At 65.4% G+C, this 14,468-nt stretch carries 13 protein-coding genes; 5 read left to right on the top strand and 8 right to left on the bottom strand.

Annotation, left to right across the window (positions count from 1 at the left end):
• Nucleotides 1-139: 139 nt before the first annotated feature.
• Nucleotides 140-1,663 (bottom strand): fumarate hydratase, encoded by a 1,524-nt coding sequence (locus H0I86_RS24395; protein ID WP_007931196.1) that lies wholly within the window; start codon nt 1,661-1,663, stop codon nt 140-142.
• Nucleotides 1,664-2,021: 358 nt separating this feature from the next.
• Here H0I86_RS24395 and H0I86_RS24390 point away from each other — a divergent pair, with 358 nt between their 5' ends.
• The 3 genes from H0I86_RS24390 to H0I86_RS24380 are packed head-to-tail and all read left to right on the top strand — an operon-like array spanning nt 2,022 to nt 4,838.
• Nucleotides 2,022-3,128, top strand: coding sequence for a GGDEF domain-containing protein (locus H0I86_RS24390; protein WP_180922478.1), 1,107 nt, complete (start codon nt 2,022-2,024; stop codon nt 3,126-3,128).
• The gene (locus H0I86_RS24385; protein WP_180922477.1) at nt 3,121-4,059 is read left to right on the top strand and encodes an iron-sulfur-binding ferredoxin reductase; all 939 of its coding nucleotides are present in this window, start codon (nt 3,121-3,123) and stop codon (nt 4,057-4,059) included. The genes H0I86_RS24390 and H0I86_RS24385 overlap by 8 nt, the downstream gene beginning before the upstream one ends.
• Before the next feature lie 29 nt (nt 4,060-4,088).
• Nucleotides 4,089-4,838 (top strand): enoyl-CoA hydratase-related protein, encoded by a 750-nt coding sequence (locus H0I86_RS24380; RefSeq protein WP_180922476.1) that lies wholly within the window; start codon nt 4,089-4,091, stop codon nt 4,836-4,838.
• A 198-nt stretch (nt 4,839-5,036) separates the two neighbouring features.
• On the opposite strand, the gene pyk is transcribed toward H0I86_RS24380, so the two are convergent.
• Entirely contained in the window at nt 5,037-6,488 is a 1,452-nt protein-coding gene (pyk, locus tag H0I86_RS24375; RefSeq protein WP_009050499.1) for a pyruvate kinase, read from the bottom strand.
• Nucleotides 6,489-6,645: 157 nt separating this feature from the next.
• Here pyk and H0I86_RS24370 point away from each other — a divergent pair, with 157 nt between their 5' ends.
• Nucleotides 6,646-7,020, top strand: coding sequence for a tetratricopeptide repeat protein (locus H0I86_RS24370; RefSeq protein WP_180922475.1), 375 nt, complete (start codon nt 6,646-6,648; stop codon nt 7,018-7,020).
• A gap of 152 nt (nt 7,021-7,172) precedes the next feature.
• The gene (locus tag H0I86_RS24365) at nt 7,173-7,532 is read left to right on the top strand and encodes a PilZ domain-containing protein (protein WP_009050497.1); all 360 of its coding nucleotides are present in this window, start codon (nt 7,173-7,175) and stop codon (nt 7,530-7,532) included.
• 3 nt (nt 7,533-7,535) lie between these two features.
• Here the strand turns inward: H0I86_RS24365 and H0I86_RS24360 are convergent, their stop codons facing one another.
• From H0I86_RS24360 to H0I86_RS24335, 6 genes are read right to left on the bottom strand one after another with little or no spacing between them, the layout of a single operon-like run.
• Nucleotides 7,536-8,867 (bottom strand): DUF58 domain-containing protein, encoded by a 1,332-nt coding sequence (locus H0I86_RS24360; protein ID WP_180922474.1) that lies wholly within the window; start codon nt 8,865-8,867, stop codon nt 7,536-7,538.
• A gap of 28 nt (nt 8,868-8,895) precedes the next feature.
• Nucleotides 8,896-9,921 (bottom strand): AAA family ATPase, encoded by a 1,026-nt coding sequence (locus tag H0I86_RS24355; RefSeq protein WP_124340670.1) that lies wholly within the window; start codon nt 9,919-9,921, stop codon nt 8,896-8,898.
• Nucleotides 9,918-11,081 carry a DUF4350 domain-containing protein gene (locus H0I86_RS24350; protein WP_180922473.1) on the bottom strand — a complete coding sequence of 388 codons (1,164 nt, stop codon included), beginning with the start codon at nt 11,079-11,081 and terminating at the stop codon, nt 9,918-9,920. The genes H0I86_RS24355 and H0I86_RS24350 overlap by 4 nt, the downstream gene beginning before the upstream one ends.
• A complete protein-coding gene (locus tag H0I86_RS24345; protein ID WP_180922472.1) occupies nt 11,078-12,616 on the bottom strand; it encodes a DUF4129 domain-containing protein in 1,539 nt (512 codons plus the stop codon). Before H0I86_RS24345 ends, H0I86_RS24350 begins: the two co-directional genes overlap by 4 nt.
• On the bottom strand, nt 12,603-13,580 hold the full coding sequence (locus H0I86_RS24340) for a stage II sporulation protein M (protein WP_180922471.1): 978 nt from the start codon (nt 13,578-13,580) through the stop codon (nt 12,603-12,605). Before H0I86_RS24340 ends, H0I86_RS24345 begins: the two co-directional genes overlap by 14 nt.
• On the bottom strand, nt 13,577-14,299 hold the full coding sequence (locus tag H0I86_RS24335; RefSeq protein ID WP_180922470.1) for an RDD family protein: 723 nt from the start codon (nt 14,297-14,299) through the stop codon (nt 13,577-13,579). The genes H0I86_RS24340 and H0I86_RS24335 overlap by 4 nt, the downstream gene beginning before the upstream one ends.
• Between the last annotated feature and the right edge of the window lie 169 nt (nt 14,300-14,468).

Below are 14,468 nucleotides of genomic sequence, written 5' to 3'. Positions count from 1 at the left end.
GGGCAGGCTGAAAGGGGCAGGAAAGATAACATGCCTGTCCGAGGCTTCGTTGATCGTGGACAGCCCTGGCCCCGGCCGGCATGAAAAAGGCGGCGCTGCTCATCGAGCAACGCCGCCTTGGGTGACCGGCGCGAAACGCTTACTGCACTTCTACCGCCAGGCTTTCACTGATCTTTTTCTGCCAGATGGCAGGACCGGTGATGTGCACCGACTCGCCTTTGCTGTCGACCGCGACAGTGACCGGCATGTCTTTGACTTCGAACTCGTAGATCGCTTCCATGCCCAGTTCGGCAAAGGCCAGGACCTTGGACTTCTTGATCGCCTGGGCCACCAGGTAGGCAGCGCCGCCGACGGCCATCAGGTACACGGCCTTGCTGTCCTTGATCGCTTCGATCGCGGTCGGGCCGCGCTCGGACTTGCCGATCATGCCCAGCAGGCCAGTCTGCTCGAGGATCTGACGGGTGAACTTGTCCATCCGCGTCGCGGTGGTCGGGCCAGCCGGGCCCACCACTTCGTCACCGACCGGGTCGACCGGGCCGACGTAGTAGATGAAGCGACCCTTGAGGTCCACCGGCAGGGTTTCGCCCTTGTTCAGCATCTCGACCATGCGCTTGTGCGCGGCGTCGCGACCGGTGAGCATCTTGCCGTTGAGCAGGACGGTTTCGCCCGGCTTCCAGCTCTGCACTTCTTCCGGAGTCAGGGTGTCGAGGTTGACGCGACGGGCCGACGGACCGGCTTCCCAGACGATTTCCGGGTAGGCGTCCAGAGGTGGCGCTTCCAGGGACGCAGGGCCCGAGCCGTCGAGCACGAAGTGCGCGTGACGGGTCGCGGCGCAGTTCGGGATCATGCACACCGGCAGCGAGGCGGCGTGGGTCGGGTAGTCCATGATCTTCACGTCGAGCACGGTGGTCAGGCCGCCCAGGCCCTGGGCGCCGATGCCCAGCTGGTTGACCTTCTCGAACAGTTCCAGGCGCATCTCTTCGATACGGTTCTGTGGACCGCGGGCCTTCAGCTCGTGGATGTCGATGGATTCCATCAACACTTCCTTGGCCATCACCGCGGCTTTCTCGGCGGTGCCGCCGATGCCGATGCCAAGCATGCCCGGCGGGCACCAGCCGGCGCCCATGGTCGGAACGGTTTTCAGCACCCAGTCGACGATCGAGTCGGACGGGTTGAGCATGGCCATCTTCGACTTGTTCTCGGAGCCGCCGCCCTTGGCCGCCACGTCCACTTCCACGGTGTTGCCGGGAACGATGGAGTAGTGGATGACCGCCGGGGTGTTGTCCTTGGTGTTTTTACGAGCGCCCGCCGGGTCGGCGAGGATCGAGGCCCGCAGGACGTTTTCCGGCAGGTTGTAAGCGCGACGCACGCCTTCGTTGATCATGTCGTCCAGGCTCATGGTCGCGCCGTCCCAGCGCACGTCCATGCCCACGCGTACGAATACGGTGACGATACCGGTGTCCTGGCAGATCGGGCGGTGGCCGGTGGCACACATGCGCGAGTTGATCAGGATCTGCGCCATGGAGTCACGGGCCGCTGGCGATTCTTCGCGCAGGTAGGCTTCGTGCATCGCCTGGATGAAGTCCACGGGGTGGTAGTAGGAAATGAATTGCAGGGCGTCGGCAACGCTCTGAATCAGGTCGTCTTGCTTGATCACGGTCATGAGTCGCGCTCCTCTAAAAGACGGGAACATTTAATAAGGTGCTTGCAGCTTGGGTGCATCGGTCGGTTGCAAACACCTTCAAGGCACGCCGGACACACTGGCGCGACGCTAAAAAGGCGCGGCAGTATACCGCGCCTCGGGGCCAGGCACACGCGCCGGCAGTCAAACCAAAGTCGCATGCCAGGATGCGCCAGTCGGGGGATGCCGCCAGGCATGACGGTGGGCGCGGCCCGGGGCGGGATGGCGCTGGGCGGGGACAAAAATTGGATAGTTATTTTTTGGCGACACCACTAAAGTGGCAAGTGGCCTGTAGGGTAGGAAACTCTTTAAAGCCCCCTTTCGCATGGTGAGTCAACGATTGACCCATAACGCTATCCAGAGTCTTTTACTCAAGCGCTTCGTTCTTGCGGCGGGTACCTATGGACTGGCGTTGCTGCTGCTCTGGCTGGCCATTTTCAGTGGCCACTATTCGGCGCCGGTGCGTTCGGCGCTGATCGATACCGGCCTGGTGGTGCTGAGCCAGGCGGTGCTGCTCTGGCTGTTCGTGTCCGGGCGCAACCTGCGCTTTCGCGACCCGAGCCTGACCGAGATCCAGATACTCCTGGCCATCGGCTGGCAGACCTGGCTGCTGGCCCACCTCGATACGGCGCGCGGCACCTTCCTGGTGTTCTATCTGCTGACGCTGCTGTTCGGCCTGTTCCATCTTCCGCGCCGGGCCTTCGTGCGGTGCGCCCTGTGCATTTTCATCGGCTTTGCCGGGATCACGCTGTGGGACGGCTACCATTTCCGGTTGGCCGATCCGATGCTCGCCGGGCTGCAGGTGTGCGTGCTGCTGGTGGTGCTGATCTGGCTGTGCCTGTATGCCAGCTATGTGCAGGCTTCCCGACAGCGCATGCGGCAACGGCGCTTCGCCTTGCAGGCGCACCAGGACACCTTGCGCGGCATGATGCGACAACTGGAAGACCTGGTCGCCACCGACGAACTGACCGGCCTGTACAATCGACGGCATTTCCTGCGGCTGGCGTCGCGCGAACTGCACGCGATGAGCCTGGACCAGATGCATGGCCTGGCGCTGATCGACCTCGATCACTTCAAGCGGATCAACGACGTGCACGGCCATGCCGCGGGCGACCAGGTGCTGCAGGCGTTCGCCGCCGTGGCCAGCGCCTGCTTGCGCGATGGCGATGTATTGGCCCGCTACGGCGGCGAGGAGTTTGTCATGTTGTTGCCCGATTGCGATCCCGAACGCCTGACGTCCTGCTGCGAGCGTCTGCGCGTGGCCTTCATGGATGCGCAGTTGATCGGGGTCGAGGTGCATGGCCTGAGCCTGTCCGTGGGGATGACCCTGGTGGAGCTGGGCGACGATCTGGACGACGCCCTGCAACGCGCCGACCAGGCGCTGTACCGGGCCAAGCGCGACGGGCGCAATCGCTGCGCCGCGGCCTGGGAAAATATCGATGCCTGAACTGCGTGTCGGTGAGCGGCAGTGGTCGGTGTCCGCCGGCAGCAATCTGCTCGATGCCTTGAATCAGGCTGGCGTGGCGGTGCCTTACAGCTGCCGCGCCGGCAGTTGTCACGCCTGCCTGGTGCACTGCGTCGAGGGCCTGCCCAGCGATAGCCGGCCCGATGCCCTGAGCGACGATCAGCGCCAGCGCGGCTGGCGGCTGGCCTGCCAGTGTCAGGTGGTGGAAGACCTGCGGGTCGAAACCTACGACCCGTTGCGCGATGGCGCGCCGGCCAAGGTAGTGGGTGTCGACTGGCTGTCGGCGACGGTGCTGCGCCTGCGTTTGCAGCCGGAGCGCAACCTGCGTTATCAGGCCGGCCAGCACCTGGTGCTGTGGACGGCCTCTGGTGTGGCGCGGCCGTACTCGCTGGCGAGCCTGCCCGGTGAAGACCGTTTTCTCGAATTCCACCTCGATTGCCGCCAGCCCGGCGAGTTCAGCGACGCGGCGCGCCAGCTCAAGCCCGGCGATGGTTTGCGCCTGGGCGAGCTGCGCGGTGGCGCGCTGCATTACGACCCGGACTGGCAAACCCGGCCATTGTGGCTGCTGGCGGCGGGCACCGGGCTGGCGCCTTTGTTCGGCATCCTGCGCGAGGCCTTGCGCCAGGATCATCAGGGTGCCATCCGCGTCATTCACCTGGCCCATGACGCCAGCGAACATTACCTGGCCAAGCCCCTGGCGGCGCTGGCGGCGGGCCGCGCCAACCTCAGTGTCGAGCTATGGACCGCGACCGAGCTGCCAGCGGCTTTGGCACAACTGCGGCTTGTTTCGCGGCAAACCCAGGCCTTACTCTGCGGGCACCCCGACAGCGTCGATGCCTTCGCCCGACGCTTGTACCTGGCGGGGCTGCCGCGCAATCAACTGCTGGCCGACGTATTCCTGCCTCGTGGTTGAGCGCTGATTTGTCCTGAGCGAGACCACCCATGACCGATACCATCCTGCTTGAACGCGAGGGCGGGCTGCTGACCCTGCGTCTGAACCGCCCGGACAAGAAAAATGCCCTGACCCGGGCCATGTACAGCCAGTTGGCCGAAGGACTGCGGCAAGCCGACGCCGACCCTGAGGTCCGCGCGGTTCTACTCAGCGGCAGCAGCGACTGCTTTACCGCCGGCAACGACATTGCCGACTTCCTCCAGCAGCCGCCCAGCGGGCTCGACAGCCCGGTCTTCCAGTTCATGCGCAGCCTGTTCGAATGCCGCAAGCCGGTGGTCGCCGCGGTCGCGGGCGCGGCCGTGGGGATCGGCACCACCCTGCTGCTGCATTGCGACCTGGTGTACGTCAGCCGCGATGCGCGGTTGCGCATGCCTTTCGTCAACCTTGGCTTGTGCCCCGAGTTCGGTTCCAGCCTGATCCTGCCGCGCCTGCTCGGGCAGGCCAGGGCCGCCGAGCTGTTGTTGCTGGGCGAAGGTTTTAGCGGTGAACAGGCGGCGCAGTGGGGCATTGCCAACCTGGCCTTGGCCGACGGCGCGGCGACCCTGGACAAGGCCCGGGAGATGGCGCTGCGTTTCGAGAAGCTGGCGCCGCAGGCAGTGCAGATCAGCAAGCAGCTGATGCGCACGCCCGATCGCGAGCAACTGCGTAAGGTGATCGAGGAGGAGGGCACCCTGTTCACCCAGCGCCTGCATTCGCCGGAAGCACTGGCTGCCTTGTCGGGGTTTCTTGCCAAGAGCTGAAATCGGCACCCCTCGTGTAGCCGCTGCCGGAGGCTGCGATCGATTTGGGCGGCATAAGGTCTCAAGATCGCTGAAGGCCTGGCGGCCTTATCGCAGCTTGGCGGCAGCGGCTACAGGTTCGTGAGTTCCATGAATGTGCCCCCATGAAAGAGCCCCGCAGTCTTCACTGCGGGGCTCTTTATTGTGGCGTCAGGTGGCTTAGACCATCGGGTCGCCAACGTGCAGGATCTTCATGCCGTTGGTGCCGCCGGTGGTGTGATAGCTGTCGCCCTTGGTCAGGATCACCCAGTCGCCTTTCTCCACGACGCCGCGCTTGACCAACTCGTCGATTGCCTTCTGGCTGACTTCGCTTGGCGGCAGGGACGCCGGGTCGAACGGGATGGTGTAGACCCCACGGAACATTGCGGTGCGGGCCTGGGCTTCGCGGTGCGGGGTGAACGCGTAGATCGGTACCGAGGAGCGGATACGCGACATGATCAGCGGGGTGTAGCCGCTTTCAGTCAAGGCGATGATCGCCTTCACGCCCGGGAAGTGGTTGGCGGTGTACATGGTGGCCAGGGCAATGCTCTCGTCGCAGCGCTCGAAGGTCTTGCCGATGCGGTGGCTGGAGGTCTTGCTGGTCGGGTGCTTTTCCGCGCCGATGCAGATACGCGCCATGGCCTGGACCGCTTCGAGCGGGTAGGCGCCGGCGGCGGATTCGGCGGAGAGCATCACGGCGTCGGTGTAGTCGAGCACGGCGTTGGCCACGTCGGACACTTCGGCGCGGGTCGGCATCGGGTTCTGGATCATCGACTCCATCATCTGGGTCGCGACGATCACCGCTTTGTTGTGGCGACGGGCGTGCAGGATGATTTTCTTCTGGATGCCCACCAGCTCGGCGTCGCCGATTTCCACGCCCAGGTCACCACGGGCCACCATCACGGCGTCGGACGCCTTGATCAGGCCGTCGAGGGTTTCGTCGTTGGCCACGGCTTCGGCGCGTTCGATCTTCGCCACCAGCCAGGCGGTGCCGCCGGCTTCGTCGCGCAGTTGGCGGGCGTATTCCATGTCCGCGGCGTCGCGCGGGAAGGACACGGCCAGGTAGTCCAGGTCCATGGCCGCGGCCAGCTTGATGTCGGCCTTGTCTTTTTCGGTCAGGGCCGGGGCGGTCAGGCCACCACCGCGACGGTTGATGCCCTTGTGGTCCGACAGCGGGCCGCCGATGGTCACGACGCAATGCAGTTCGGTGCTGGTGGCGGTTTCGACGCGCATCACCACGCGGCCGTCGTCGAGCAGCAGCTCGTCGCCCACGCCGCAGTCCTTGACCAGGTCCGGATAGTCGATGCCGACGATGTCCTGGTTACCTTCGGTCAGCGGGTGGCTGGTGGAGAAGGTGAACTTGTCACCGATCTTCAGCTCGATGCGCTTGTTGGCGAATTTGGCGATACGGATCTTCGGGCCTTGCAGGTCACCCAGCAGCGCGACGAAGCGGCCATGCTTGGCGGCCAGGTCACGCACCAGCTTGGCGCGAGCCTTGTGCTCGTCCGGGGTGCCGTGGGAGAAGTTCAGGCGGGCGACGTCCAGGCCAGCCAGAATCAGCTGTTCGAGAACTTCCGGCGAGTTACTGGCCGGGCCAAGGGTAGCGACGATTTTGGTACGACGGACGGACATGCAAAGACTCCTGAGTTCAAGCGCAACGAGAGGCTACTATGGTCCGCAGCTGTAGTCATTGTTCGTTTGCACTACTTATTCGTTTGTTTCTTTAAACGAACATTCCTGAAGATTTTCCAACGCGGGTCGATAACGTGCACAAGACAGGAGAACTCCCATGCGATTCGTGCTCATTGCTGCCCTGGCCGTCAGTGTTGTCGGCTGTACCCGCTGGTCGATGGACCACCATCTGAATACCGCCTACCGTGCCTATGACGCCGGCAACTGCGAACGGGTGATGCTCGAGCTGAGTCAGGTCGATCGCACGAGTCGTTCGCGCCGTTACATCCAGCCCGAGGTATCGATGCTGCGCGGACAGTGCCTGGAGCGGCAGAAACTGTTCCTCGATGCGGCGCAGACCTATCAGTACATCATCACCGAACACCCCAGCAGCGAATACGCCTACCGCGCCCGCGCCCGCCTGGAAACCCTGCGGCAACTGGGTCATTACCCTTCGCGCAGCAGCGCTCAGGCGCGTCCGACCGCGTTGTAACAATCGTCATCAGGCTATTGCTGATCCCGCGTGAACCTTGAGCTAACATCTGTGAGCCTGTTTTAGAGTATTGTTTCTAAAATGGGCCGGCCGGGGCCGACAGTCCTCGGCGCGACGATGCTGAATGACCTTCTTGAATAGCGATGCACGACATGTTCACGGACCGGCGGATCGAGCGGCACCAGTTGCCGTGTTTTTTGAAAGTGTTCAATCGGCTGACCGATCGACCCATCGGTTATCTGGGCAACGTCTCCGAAGACGGCTTCATGTTGATCAGCCAGTTGCCGATGTTGATCGGTGCCGATTTCGAGTTGCGCCTGCAGGTGCCCGGCCGCGACGGCCAGCTGCAATCGATCGAGATCACCGCCTCCTGCCGCTGGTGCCATGAAGATGTCACGCCCCATCATTACGACACCGGCTTCGTGCTGCTGCGCTCGCCTCCCGAGTACCGCGAGCTGGTGACGGCCTTGCGCAGCTACTTCAGTTTCTACCCGTTGCAGACCTCCGCCTGACCGTTACAGCGTCCCGGCCTTTTTCCAGCTGAGGTAACGGGTCACCAGTTCCGCCCCCAGTTCACCCGGCCGCACATCGAGCAGGGCAACGCCCTGGGCGCTCAGGCGCTCATGCAGGTCGGCACGGGCATTCAGGTAATTGATCGTGCCGCAGTAAGCCAGGGCGTCGGGCAGGTTGTGCACGGGCGCCTGGCGCAACTGATCGAGGACTTCCTCGCGCAGGCTGGCTACCAGCACTCGGTGCTGGCGCCCGAGGCGCTTGACCGCGGTCAGCAGCTCCTCGTCGTCCTCGTCCCGCAGGTTGGTCACCAGCACCACCAGGGCCCGGCGTTTCTGCCGCGCCAGCAGCTCGCTGGCGGCGGCCTGGAAGTCGGCGCAGCGCTGGCTGCTGTCCAGGTCGTAGACGGTGTTGAGCAAGGCGCTCAACTGGCCCGCGCCCTTGACCGGCGCCAGGTAGCGGCGACGCTCGCCGGCAAAGGTGCTCAGGCCCACCGCGTCGCCCTGGCGCAAGGCGACATAACTGAGCAGCAGGCAAGCGTTGAGCGCATGGTCGAAATGCGCCAGTTCACCGTCCTGGCTGCGCATGCGCCGGCCGCAGTCGAGCATGAAGACGATCTGCTGGTCACGTTCGTCCTGGTACTCGCGGGCAATCGGCGTGCGTTGCCGGGCGGTGGCTTTCCAGTCGATCTGGCGCAGGCTGTCGCCCTCGCGAAACTCGCGCAGCTGGTTGAACTCCAGGCCCAGGCCGCGACGCGGCTGTTGCCGTACGCCGATCTGGTTCAGCCAGTTGTCGACGGCCAGCAACCGGGCGCCGTAGAGGCGGGCGAAATCCGGATAGACGCGCGTGCTGTCGTTGAGTTTCAGCAATCGACGCGCCGACCACAGGCCCAGCGGGCTGGGCAGGCTGACCTCGCAGCGCTCGAAGTTGAAATGACCGCGCTTGAGCGGACGCACCCGATAACCCAGCTCCTGCGACTGGCCCGGCTCCAGGAGCAGCGACTGCGGCAGGTATTCGAAGCCCAGGCCATCCGGCACATGATCGAACAGATCCAGGGTCAGCGGCTGGGTAAAGGCGTGGCGAACCTCTAGGCGTACTTCGCTCCAGCGGCCCAGGGGCAGGCTACCGGGCAACTGGCGCCGGAGCTGGGGCGAAGGCAGGCGCCTGAGCCGGAAGGCGTCCAACATGGCCAGCAGCAACAGGGCCAGGAGCAGGCCCCAGGCAATCGCTTGCAGGTTGGCCGCGACCGCCAGGCCGTAGGCGCGCGCGGCGCCGAGCAGCACGTCCAGCGCCAGCAGGACGCCAAGCCAGGTCAGAAACAGGCGTGTGGGTTTCATCGCTTCGGCGGGCTCATAGTCATGAAGCTCACAGTCGCGGCGCCGGCACTTGATCGAGCAGTTGCTTGAGCACCTGCTCCACCGACAGGCCTTCGATATCCAGCTCCGGGGCGATCCGCACGCGATGGCGCAGCACCGCCAGGGCGCAGCCCTTGATGTCGTCTGGAATGACGAACTCGCCGCCGCGCAGCAAGGCCCTGGCCCGCGCCCCGCGGACCAGGGCGATCGACGCCCGCGGCCCGGCGCCGAGGGTCAGCCCCGGCCAACTGCGGGTGGCCCGGGCCAGCCGCACGGCATAGTCGAGGACCTGCTCGTCCAGCGGCAGGTCGCTGGCGATCCGCTGCAGGGCCAGCACGTCCTTGGCCTGCAGCAGGGTACGCAGCGGCTGCACGTCGAGCATGTCGGCCCGGGGCGAGCGGGTGACCTGGCGGACCATGTTCAATTCCTGGTCGCTGTCCGGGTAATCCATGCGCAGCTTGAGCATGAAGCGGTCGAGTTCGGATTCCGGCAGCGGGTAGGTGCCTTCCTGTTCGATCGGGTTCTGCGTGGCCAGGACCATGAAGGGCTGGGCGATGGGCAGTGCCCGGCCCTCGAGGGTGACCTGGCGTTCCTGCATGGCTTCGAGCAGGGCGGCCTGGGTCTTGGCCGGCGCGCGGTTGATCTCGTCGGCCAGCAGCAGGTTGGTGAACAAGGGACCCTTGCGCAGCTTGAACTGCTCGGTCTGCAGGTCGTAGACCGCATGGCCGGTGACATCGCTGGGCATCAGGTCCGGGGTGAACTGGATGCGCGCGAACTCGCCGCCAAAGCAACGGGCCAGGGCGCGCACCAGCAAGGTCTTGCCCAGCCCCGGCACGCCTTCGAGCAGCACGTGGCCGCCGGCGATCAGGGCGGTGAGCACGTCGTCGATCACCGCGTCCTGGCCGATCACGACCTTTTGCAGCTCGTGGCGCAGGGCCTGGGCCAACTGGCTGGCGCGCTGGCGTTGCTGGGCGGCATGCGCTTGCGCATGACCGGGCTCGGTGGCGGGAAGCGGTTCGGCGGGGAGGTCGCTCATAGGGCATTCCTGAGAGTTTGCAGGTGGGTGACCAGGCGGCTGAAGTCGGCGCTGGAAAGGCGTTGTACCGACTGGGGAGCCAGGGCCTGGCTGATGACGCTGTCCGGTTGCCGGGTGAGGTGGGCCAGTACCTGCCCTTGTTCGGCGGCAGTGAGTCGTTCGAAACCGGGATGTCGATGTTGGGCGCGGCGCAGGATGTCCTGGCGCAGGGCGTGCAGCAGCCCTTGCTGGCCGGTATGGCGCAACAGGAAACGGGCGCTGGCTTGCAGGTGCTCGCGCAACTGGCGCCGGGCCCGGGGCGTCGGGGCCTGCATCGGCCCGTGACGAACCCCGACATGCCACAGCCACAGGCCGAGCAGCGCGGCGAGGGCGACCAACGCCTGGGGGAAATACTTCAGCAGCAGGCTCCAGAGGCTGTCGTGATCGGTGTCGAACAGCAGGGTGACGTCGCTGTCGGCGCTCAGGTACCAGAGCAGCCAGGCGTTGTCGTATTTGGCGATGAGTGGGGTCTTCCAGATCTCGGCATCGGTGAGCACGGTAACCGAACCCTTGCCGTAGCTCAGTTGCATCATGTGGGTCGCCCGGGCGCTGTTGGCCCAGGACTGGGCGAGGTTGTCCGGGTCTTCCAGGTGGAAGTCGGTATCGAAACCGATATAGGCCGGCGCGTCTTCGTCTTCCAGGTAGAGCTTGGTCAGTTTCGGGTAGGGCTCTGTGCCGGCGCCGGGCGGCGGGGCTTTGAGGTCCTTGCTGAGAAACTGGCGCAGGTGCAGGCGATCGAGCAGCAGGTCGCCACTGCGTCCGGCCTCTTTGTTCCACAGCGCTTCGGCGACGAACAGCAGGCGCCCGCCGGCCCGGGCCCAGTCCAGCAGGTGCTCGACCTGTTGCGGCGTCATGTTCGAGCGCTCGCCCAGCAGCAACAGGCTGTGCTGTTCCGGCTTGAGGGTCGGCAGCACCTCCAGGCCGTTGGCGTGATGGACCTGCAAGCCGCGCTGGCGCAGGAACATTTCCGCCGCCAGGTAAGGGTTGGCGCGGGCTTGCGGGGAGGGGCCGTGATCGATGGTTTCCTGATAGGGCCGGGCGTTGAGGTAGAGGTACAGCAGCAAGCCGCCGAGCAGGCCGGCGACCAGCAGCGCGAGCAGCGGCAGCAGGCGCCGGTTCATCGTGGGGTTCTCGGGCCGAACAGGGTCCGCCAGCCATCGCACAGTTCCTGCTTCAACTGCGCGGGAGGCAGGCGATGACCGTAGGCCAGGTTCTGCCAGTGCAGGGTCAGGCTGCTGCTGAACGCCTGGAGCAGGGGCAACTGCAAGGCCTTGACCTGTTCGAGGACCTGGCCCTCGGTGTCCGCCGGTTTCAGCGGCAGGCGAAAGTCATGCAGCAGCCGGCTCAGCAGCGCTCGGTACAACAGCCCGAGGGCTTCGCGTGGCTGCTGTGGCCAGAGTGCTTCGGCCGCGCTGGCGACATCCTCGGGCAAGGCGTCGGGGTTGAGGTCCAGGCCGAACAACTGTTGCGGGGCGGCTCGCGCGGGAATCTTGCCCGGCAGCGCTCGACGGCCGACAAAAGCCCGCAGCCATTCACGATGACGCCACACCAGCAAGGCCAGCGCTCCCAGCAGCAGGGCCCAGAGCAGGATCTCCAGGGCCTTGGCCGCGGCGCCGAAGACGCTGCTGTCGAGCCGATCGGTCAGGGCCTTGAGCCAGCCCGGCAGCTCAGAGTGTTCAGCGCTTTTCGGGCTGTCTTCGGCGAACCGGTAACGGGTCACGGTCTGCGGGTTCTTGAAGGGCGGTTGGTCGAGGATCTGGTGGATGCTGTCTTTCGCGGCCTGGCTGGTCAGCGGTTGTTCCAGCAGGCGCGGGCTGTCGGGAGCGGCGAGCGGCTCGGCGGCCCAGGCCTCGGGCGCCAGGGGCAGCAGGCTCAGGCTGCCCAGAACCAGCAGCACGGCGACGCCGCTCAAGCGTTGGCGCAGGCGGCGCAGCACCAACTCGATGTCCCAGGCTTCCAGCAGCGTGCGGCGATTGAGGTAGAGGCTGAAGCCGCAGGCGACGTACACCGGCTCCCAGACAATCAGGATCAGCGCATAAAAGGCGTTGGTCAGGTGTTCGAGCCAGAGCCAGTCCTGCTCGGCGGCGGCGATCAACGTCTGCCAGTCCCAGTCCAGCTCGATCTGTTGTGGCAGCAGTAGATAGAACAGCGCCAGCAGGCCGATCCACAAAACGCCTTCCAGGTGCACGCCGATCAGGGTCAGCCAGTGCGCGGCCCCGGCATAACGCTGTTGCAGCACCCGCACCCGTTGCTGGCGCGCCTCGCCGCTCAGGCCCTCGAGTTGCACCACGGGCATGATGAAGCTGCGGCTCAGGCTCAGGCGCCGCCAGGTCAGGCTGGCCAGCAGTTGCGGCTTGAGCAGCCTGGGCCATTGGCGCAGGGCTTGGCGCAAGGTCGGGGTTTCGCCGAACAGGGCCTTGGCGAGGATGTACAGCGGCAGCCGTTCGAAGGCCGGCTTGAGCCACCAGAACAGCAGCAGGGCAAGGGTGGGCGAGTCCCAGAGCAGCAGGCTGAGCAGGGCGAACACCGGCAGGGTGATCAGCGCCCAACTGGTCATCAGCAGGCGCCGGTGACGCTGGCTCAGCAATACGCCCAGGTCCATGGCTTCCCAGGTGGTGCGCGGGCGAATCACCACGCTGGCTTCACTCAGGCGCATGACGGCGTCCAGCGAATATCAGGTAGGCCAGGACCAGCAGCCAGCAGGTGCCGCCGACCAGGTATTTGATCCAGGCCGCGGGCCAGGTCAGGGAGGACCAATAGGCTTCGATGAACGCGGCGATCAGCAGGAACAGGATGACCCCGCAGATCAACCGCACGCTGGTGCGCGCAGCCAGCAGCAAGGCTTCGCCGCGGGGCAGGCGCCCGGGGGCGATCAGCGCCCAGCCCATTTTCAGCCCCGCCGCGCCAGCCAGGGTGATGGCGCTGAGCTCGAAGGCGCTGTGGCCGACGACAAACGACCAGAAGGTGGCGCCATAGCCGATCTGGGTCAGGTGGCCGGCCACCGCGCCGATGGTCAGGCCGTTGAAGAACAGGAAGAACAGGCTCCCCAGGCCGAACAGCAGGCCGCTGGCAAAGGTCTGAAAGGCGATGCCGATGTTGTTCATGATGTAGTAGCCGAACATCATCCAGTCTTCGCCGGCGGCCCGGTTGGCGAGGCGGCCCAGGCGACTGGCGTCCGGATCGTAGAGGCGTTGCATTTCGGCCACCTGTTGCGGGCTGACCACGCTGTAGATCAGTTCGGGCACCAGGTACACCAGCAGGCCGATACCCAGCAGGCTGCCAAAGAACACCAGGCTGGCGGCCAGGACGAAGCGCCACTGTTCGCGCACCAGCTGCGGGAAGCCGGCCAGGATGAAGCCCAGGACCCGGGCGCCCAACGGGCTGCGTTGGCGATAGAGTTGCTGATGGCCACGTAGCGCCAGTTGCTGCAGCGGGTCGACCAGGAAACTGCTGTAGCCGCGCTCCTGGGCCAGGGCCAGGTGTTGGCACAAACGGCGGTAATCCTCAGGGAAGCGGGCGCAGGTCTCGGGCGTCGCCTGGCCGCGTTCCAGTTGCTCGAGCTGTTCGCGCAGGCGCTGCCACAAGGCTTGATGACGGCTTTCGAACAGGCTCTGTTTCATGTCGGCCCCAGCAGCCCGCGGGCGATACCGTTGAGTTCGGCGCTGGCCTGCGCGGGCGTTACATGCAGGGGCTCGGCGAGCAGGGCGGCCAGTTCCTGGACCCGTTGCGCGGACAGTTGCTCCTGGCGTTCGGCGAAGCTGAGGATGGCCCGCTGTTCGGCCAGGCTCAGGGCGAAGGCGGCGGTTTTGGCGGCCACTGCCGGCAGGGTCGGGCGGACCACCGGCTGCTCGCGGTAGACCACCAGCGTGCCGGCGGCCAGGTCACCGAGGCGCTTGAAGGTCGGGTGCTGCAGGCAACTGATGGCGCCGAGAAAATAACCGAACGGCAGCATGTCGACAAAACGCAGCAGGTTGCGGGTCAGGGAAGGGCCCCAGCCGATCGGCGTGCCATCGTCCTGCACGACCCGCAAGCCCATCAGTTGCTTGCCGGGCGAGCAGCCCTGGTTCAATACCTCGAACAGCACCATGTACCACCAACTGACCAGAAACAGCAGGATCGAGCCCAGCCCCATGCCGAGCTGTCCGAGAAACCCCAGGACAATAAACAGCAGGCCGAGGATCAGGCCGCGAAAGCCCAGGTCGATGGTAAAGGCCAGGGCGCGCGACATCAGCCCCGCCGGTCGCAGCGGCAGGTCGATGCCTTCTGGCGTTTCGACCTGGTAGCGGGTGTCCAGTGGCGGGGGCAATGCTTTCCCTGGCAGTGCTGTCGTCTCGAGCATAGGCAACTTGAGGCTGGCCTGGTGGCGATGGATGACCGCCTGATGCTAGCAGTGTCGGAGGGGCGAACGACATCATTAACTGTCCGCGTGACGTGCGCCGTTACCCTTGAATCGCAAGAAGGCTGGCCGCGGCCGGTGCCAAGCGCCTAGACTTTGCCGGTCTTTTGCT

This window comes from Pseudomonas chlororaphis subsp. aurantiaca (genome assembly GCF_013466605.1).
Taxonomy (GTDB): Bacteria; Pseudomonadota; Gammaproteobacteria; order Pseudomonadales; family Pseudomonadaceae; genus Aquipseudomonas; species Aquipseudomonas chlororaphis_I.
This window is presented reverse-complemented; position numbering and strand designations above follow the sequence as displayed.

Excerpts from the sequence above, each read along its gene's own strand:
- H0I86_RS24350 (WP_180922473.1), bottom strand. The coding sequence starts at position 11,081 with ATGAACCGGCGCCTGCTGCCGCTGCTCGCGCTGCTGGTCGCCGGCCTG.
- H0I86_RS24360 (WP_180922474.1), bottom strand. The coding sequence starts at position 8,867 with ATGAAACCCACACGCCTGTTTCTGACCTGGCTTGGCGTCCTGCTGGCG.
- pyk (WP_009050499.1), bottom strand. The coding sequence starts at position 6,488 with ATGTCCGTCCGTCGTACCAAAATCGTCGCTACCCTTGGCCCGGCCAGT.
- H0I86_RS24380 (WP_180922476.1), top strand. The coding sequence starts at position 4,089 with ATGACCGATACCATCCTGCTTGAACGCGAGGGCGGGCTGCTGACCCTG.
- H0I86_RS24345 (WP_180922472.1), bottom strand. The coding sequence starts at position 12,616 with ATGCGCCTGAGTGAAGCCAGCGTGGTGATTCGCCCGCGCACCACCTGG.
- H0I86_RS24370 (WP_180922475.1), top strand. The coding sequence starts at position 6,646 with ATGCGATTCGTGCTCATTGCTGCCCTGGCCGTCAGTGTTGTCGGCTGT.
- H0I86_RS24340 (WP_180922471.1), bottom strand. The coding sequence starts at position 13,580 with ATGAAACAGAGCCTGTTCGAAAGCCGTCATCAAGCCTTGTGGCAGCGC.
- H0I86_RS24335 (WP_180922470.1), bottom strand. The coding sequence starts at position 14,299 with ATGCTCGAGACGACAGCACTGCCAGGGAAAGCATTGCCCCCGCCACTG.
- H0I86_RS24385 (WP_180922477.1), top strand. The coding sequence starts at position 3,121 with ATGCCTGAACTGCGTGTCGGTGAGCGGCAGTGGTCGGTGTCCGCCGGC.
- H0I86_RS24395 (WP_007931196.1), bottom strand. The coding sequence starts at position 1,663 with ATGACCGTGATCAAGCAAGACGACCTGATTCAGAGCGTTGCCGACGCC.
- H0I86_RS24365 (WP_009050497.1), top strand. The coding sequence starts at position 7,173 with ATGTTCACGGACCGGCGGATCGAGCGGCACCAGTTGCCGTGTTTTTTG.
- H0I86_RS24355 (WP_124340670.1), bottom strand. The coding sequence starts at position 9,921 with ATGAGCGACCTCCCCGCCGAACCGCTTCCCGCCACCGAGCCCGGTCAT.